Annotated in this window: 5 protein-coding genes; 3 read left to right on the top strand and 2 right to left on the bottom strand. The window is 45.2% G+C overall.

The features are described 5' to 3' along the window. The first annotated feature begins 86 nt into the window (after positions 1-86). The 3 genes from ACJB0T_RS21750 to ACJB0T_RS21740 all read left to right on the top strand — a co-directional run bounded on the left by ACJB0T_RS21750 (position 87) and on the right by ACJB0T_RS21740 (position 3019). Positions 87-950, top strand: coding sequence for a hypothetical protein (locus ACJB0T_RS21750; protein WP_479294731.1), 864 nt, complete (start codon positions 87-89; stop codon positions 948-950). Between the two features lie 65 nt (positions 951-1015). Then, complete coding sequence (locus tag ACJB0T_RS21745) at positions 1016-1453, top strand: hypothetical protein (protein WP_479294730.1); 438 nt, start codon at positions 1016-1018, stop codon at positions 1451-1453. 609 nt (positions 1454-2062) lie between these two features. Beyond that, the gene (locus tag ACJB0T_RS21740; RefSeq protein ID WP_479294734.1) at positions 2063-3019 is read left to right on the top strand and encodes a RepB family plasmid replication initiator protein; all 957 of its coding nucleotides are present in this window, start codon (positions 2063-2065) and stop codon (positions 3017-3019) included. On the opposite strand, the gene ACJB0T_RS21735 is transcribed toward ACJB0T_RS21740, so the two are convergent. Then, a complete protein-coding gene (locus ACJB0T_RS21735) occupies positions 3016-4674 on the bottom strand; it encodes a relaxase family protein (RefSeq protein WP_479294733.1) in 1659 nt (552 codons plus the stop codon). The genes ACJB0T_RS21740 and ACJB0T_RS21735 overlap by 4 nt on opposite strands. Then, positions 4664-5011 (bottom strand): hypothetical protein, encoded by a 348-nt coding sequence (locus ACJB0T_RS21730; protein ID WP_479294732.1) that lies wholly within the window; start codon positions 5009-5011, stop codon positions 4664-4666. The genes ACJB0T_RS21735 and ACJB0T_RS21730 overlap by 11 nt, the downstream gene beginning before the upstream one ends. Positions 5012-5400 lie beyond the last annotated feature (389 nt).

Genomic DNA, 5400 nt, shown 5'->3' with positions numbered 1-5400 from the left:
CGTTAGGGCTAACATACTAACGTTAGGTCATAACATTCAAACGTTACGTAACGTTAGGAACCAAACATTCAATAAAGGTGAACAAAATGGCAAATCAAAGAACATTCTCAGACCAAGAAGTCCTCGATGCAGCAAAGCAACTTCAAGAGGAAAGCAAGCAGATTACAGCTAATGCGCTGCGCCGAATCATTGGCAAAGGCCGCCCAAGCACACTCTTCGAAACGTACACAGAGCTTTTAGCGCAAGGCCAAGCAGCACAAGCAGCTACTGAGGTAGCCAGTGTGCCAGTGATGAACAGCTACGACTTGCCAACGGAGCTTGCAGAGAACTTAGAGCAAGCAAAGGCTAATCTCGAAGGAGTGTTTAAAGCTGCCTATGACATGGCTATGCACAGCGCAGATACAAAGCTAAACAATGCGCTACAGGAAGCGAAGAACGCGAAGATTAACGCTCAAGAGCAAATCGAACTTGCAGAAAAGAACGAAGCTGCTGCATACGACGAAGCGGAAGCCGAGCGTGTGCAACGTGAGGAGACAGAAGATTCTTTGAAAGAAGCACAAGCGCAAATCGATGCTTTACGTAAGCAAGTATCTGAAATGGAAGGTGAAGCCGAGAAGCAGCAAGGCAAAATCAAAGACTTGACCGCAGAGCTTAAAGAAACGACGCAAAATTTGCACTCGCAAAACCTAGAGCTGCAAGCAGTTTCTAGCGATCTGATGACCGAGAGAACCAAGCATGAGTCCACTCAAAGCGATCTAACTGAAAGAAAGGCCGAGCTATCTGAGGCAAACAAAGACCTACGCTCACGAGAGCAGGAGAACGGCAAGCTAACAGCCCAAAACGAAGCTCTACAGGAGCAGTTATCAACCGTTCGTGCAGAGGTCGAACAACTAAAAAAGCCGAAACCGCGCCGCAAAACGGCAGCGAAAGCAGACTCACAGTCCAACTAACATAAGGGTAACATTAGATGGAAGATGAAAAATCGAACAGAGACAACAGCACCAAGGATCAGTAAATGCTAGATACAAAGAAAATCAAAGAAGATTTGCAAAGTGGCCAACTACAAGCGTTTGAGCTGGGTATGTGGGCTTCCCAGAAGTGGCAAACGCAAGATGCAGCGATGATAGACCTGCTAGAGACGATTAGCTGGGACCGTGGCATCCGATGTGAGCTTGCTTTGGTGGCACAATGGGCAGCACTGTTTATTCAGGCATGGGCGAAAGACCAAACGCTAAAACAGACTCTGACGAGCTACGAGTACCCAAACGGTATGCCTAACTTAACAAAAAACCAGACTGACAAATGGACTGTTGAAGGCAATAAACTCAACCACAAAGACTACATTGGCGATGTGGAGGTATTGGGGTGGGATGCAGTGGAGAATGGCGAGGAGTTCCTATTCTCGACACGTTATGTCTTGCTTCCTGACCAGACCATTTTGAAGTTCGATTAGAGGAGTGAGGATCTTCAACGATCCGCCTCCCCCCCTTCCCTGCCAAGCCAATCCGCTCTATAAGCGCGCTCTGGGGGCCTCTGATGGCCTCCAAGCCCTACAACCGACTCTATACCGCTCTTAAGCTCGAAGATCGCTTAGAATGCGCTGTAGCGCCTTGTGGATGATTTGCTTATCCACACGCTAAACCGCCGTATTAGTAGGTATTATATATAGGTATTTATATAGGTATTTAATAGGTACTTATAGGTATTAAGGGGGCTTGTAGCCCCCGCCACATAAGGGCTGTAGCGATCTATCGACACCGTTTTTGTGATCTCTTGACACCGTTTTTGTGATCTCTTGACACCGTTTTTGTGATCGCCTTTTTTAGCCCAAAAAACCCTGAAAGCCTTGCTGCGTAAGGGCTAGAGGCGGTTATCCACAAAAAAATCTTTCGACACCGTTTTTGTGAATCTCTCGACACCGCTTTTGTGATCTCTCGACACCGTTTTTGTGACAAATACCGAGAATAATAACAGCTTTAATAACAACCACTTACCTGTTGATAACTATCAGAACCGAAACTTTGAGCACATTAATTTGAAAAAATGCGTTCAAAGATCTACATTGAATAAAAAAATGAACAAACAGGAAATGATTTTGGACGTCAAAGGAAAGATGTACGACACATCCTTGATAACACCACCGTCAAAAAACGGTGGAAAGCTAGTGAAACTAAAAAACGAATTTTTCTTTGCAGAATACGGCTTACAGGCGGCTGAACAAAGACTCTTGTTCATGGCGATGAGCCTCTTTGACACAGAACCGTTTTTATCGGACTCAGAAGTTCACGGAGAGCTGTATGATGGTAAGTCTTGGAATTTCAACAAGCTTACGCAAAGGTTAATCAATAGTTATTTTTGGACTCACGAATACCGAACTATTGTATTGCCAATTTCAGACGCCCTGAAAACCTCACGTATAAAAACTAGAAATTACGATAGCTACGATATGGCGGTGGAAAACTTGCAAAGCAGAGTTATTGTAATTAATCGAAAGGTGGACGGTAAGCCCGTTCAGGAAAGAATAAGTCCAATCGAGAAAATAAGCCGATTTGAAGGGGAAAATGAAATACTAATAACATTCTCCCAATCCTTTATGCCGTATGTTTTAGCTTTATCTGGTTATAAAAAAATAGAACTAGAAGCCATGAGCAAACTCAGAGGTAAATACAGTAGCAGGTTTTTTCACTGGATTACTCATACAATGCAAAAAGGGGGGAAAGAAGAGGACTCTTTTCCTATAAGGCTATCAACCCTAAGAAGCCGACTGATGCTGCAAGACCATGTTTATAAAAGGGGTTTTACCGAACGCGTAGTTAAGCCATCTATTGATGAAATTAACAAAAACAGCTGTTATGACGTAACCTACGAAGCTATAAGAGACAAGGGAAAACATGGCAATCCGCTCTTAGGTTATGTATTTTCTATTAAGTATAAGCCCGAGCCAGAGCCCGAGAAAAAAGAAGAACCTAGAACGGAAGCAGAAATATTTTTTGATGAGTGGGAAGAATTTTCAGATTAAATTTTAGGTGGCGAAAATGCAGAGGTAGGCTTTGAGTCTACCTCTTTTTTTGCCTGTTGTTCTGGCAATATATTATCCACGCTGACTGTGTTTTCTGTAAATTTATCGACCGTGTTTTTAATGCTGCTATTAAGGTCAATGGTTATCGCCCCGCCTCCTGCAATAAGGTTATTAAGTTCTCTACATTTTCGCTCAAGGTGCTCATAGTTTTCGTCAAGTCCTCCCTTGCCGAGCGTTCTGTTAACAGCTGATGAGATAAGCTCAAAATTACTTTTGACTGCTTCTCTGATTCCACTTGCAAGCTCTTTGAGACTTCGAGCAATTCCGCGAATGCCTCCCAGATCACTTCTATGTTCTCCGTGTTCTGGCTCAGAGCCAGCTCTGCTTGCTCGTTCCTCTCGGAAAGTAACTTCTCTAGGTCTAATAGGCGCCTCGTCTGGGCGGTCTTGGTCTTTACTGTGTTCGGGTTTTTGTTCATTTTTCAGTTTTGGTTTCGGTGGCTCCAAGTAATTTAAAACGGTAAAAGCAGTCCAATCACTATCCCTACTATCAGCCCTAGCCCTGACGCTATCAGTGCTGTCATTAGACACTTGTCGAGGTAAAGGCTCTGCGTAATCTGGACGCTCGTCGCGTCTTCCAGCGTCTCTGTGATCGACTGTGCTTGAGTGTGTAACTCCGCCATCGACGATGATGCGCTGTTTGCGTTTTTCACTATCAGGTTGAGGCTTTTCACGCTTAGGCTTTCGACCTCTTTTTTGCTTTGTTTTAATAGACTTAGAACGCTTTTCTGCTCGGATTGCGTTAAGTCGCTGAAGCTCTTTAATGTTGTCTGCAAGTCGCTGTCCACGGTCTTGATCAAATCGTTGACCATCGTCTGTCTGCTTTTGCTGAAGCTGCTCAAGGTTGGTGAAGTCTTTTCCATAAATAATGCCTTTCAATCTTAGGTTTCGAGATGCTCCCTTTAGTTTCACTACTAAGTAAGTATCAGATTTGTTCGGCGCCACATGCTCAACGTCATCTCGTTGACGCAAGGCTTCGATAATGTCGTCGCGGCTATCTATCTGTTCGGTTTCAATGCCATTGATAACAAAGTCATTCAATTTCTTTGCTGCCCCCTTTAGCTCGCTGCCGTACCCTTGGAGGTTTATTGCTCTGGCTTTCATTGGGTCGTCGGGAGAGGTGTAGCCAAAGCGGTCATTGATGATTTGCTTGGCTAGGTTTACGCGGTCAACGTCATACTTGTGAAGGTATGGCGTAATCTTTTTACCAGTGACAAGGTCACGATTAACGATGTGATAGTTCAGCTCAAGGCGCCCACTCCCACGCTCATGATCAAAATCTTTGTCGTCGTGGCGAATCCATACAACATCAACGTGACCGGGAGGGAACCCGGCGAGCAAAGTCTCCTCCATGAGGTTCATGGCAAAGTCTTGCTCGGCCTGAGGAACATCCAAAGCGTTTTCCTCGTAGCTCAACACGCCATGCGTGTAAGCGGCGTTATCTTCGTGAGATAGCAGCTCCCTTGTTACGTCCAGATTTCCTCGGAGAACTTCGGGCGCGGAGTGTCGCCAGCGGTAGCCAGCTAGGTAATTAATGCCGCCAGCGCTGCCCTTGGCTTTGGCTCTTGCGCTCTGGCGAATAGCTTTATGCAGCATCGCCCCTTACCTCTTGCAATATTGCAGACAGCAGCTTGTTCGCTGTAGACACCTTGCTGTGTAGCACCTCGGCTGCAATGGGTTTGCCCGTAGCGGCATAGGTGTAAGCAAGCTTTGCGTACTGGTTCAGCAGGTTGCCAACCTTGGCGATCTGCCCTACCTGAGATTGCTCAAGGCGCACAGTTCTGATCTGCTTAATGGGCGCCCCATCAAGCAACGCCCGAATCATGCCGACTCTGGTGTTAATAGTTGGGTGATTTGCTACCAGTTCATCGAGCTTGGCTTGATGACTCTCTGACAGCATGAACTCGTTTCGAGTTAGTTTCTCCTTTGTCATGGTTGTGTGCTTTTGCTTTTTGGGGTTTCAGGGGTCGCCCCTGACCAGCGATAAATAAAGGAATTGGAGACGCAGTCGGAAATTTCCGTATTTATCTATGCTGGCTTATGAGGTTTCCTCTCAATAAGATTACAAATTTACGCCGTAACCACCAAATACCCCAAGGACTCACAAAAGCCCAGAGGGGGTATCACACAAAAACTGCAAGGTTCCTAAGAGCCGATCTCCCCACAAAAATCACCAAAAATAATGGCGCCAATGAAGCGTGACAGATATCACAGCTTTAGAAGATTTTAGAACTTTTTAGAAAATTTTAGGAATGTTAGGGTTGCAACGTTAGGGCTAACATACTAACGTTAGGTCATAACATTCAAACGTTACGTAACGTT

It is taken from the genome of Vibrio sp. CB1-5, assembly GCF_059412285.1.
The sequence above is the reverse complement of the archived record's forward strand: the minus strand, read 5'-3'. Positions and strand labels throughout refer to the sequence as shown.

Coding starts and splice junctions, on each gene's coding strand:
- ACJB0T_RS21750 (WP_479294731.1), top strand. CDS start 87: ATGGCAAATCAAAGAACATTCTCAGACCAAGAAGTCCTCGATGCAGCA.
- ACJB0T_RS21735 (WP_479294733.1), bottom strand. CDS start 4,674: ATGCTGCATAAAGCTATTCGCCAGAGCGCAAGAGCCAAAGCCAAGGGC.
- ACJB0T_RS21730 (WP_479294732.1), bottom strand. CDS start 5,011: ATGACAAAGGAGAAACTAACTCGAAACGAGTTCATGCTGTCAGAGAGT.
- ACJB0T_RS21745 (WP_479294730.1), top strand. CDS start 1,016: ATGCTAGATACAAAGAAAATCAAAGAAGATTTGCAAAGTGGCCAACTA.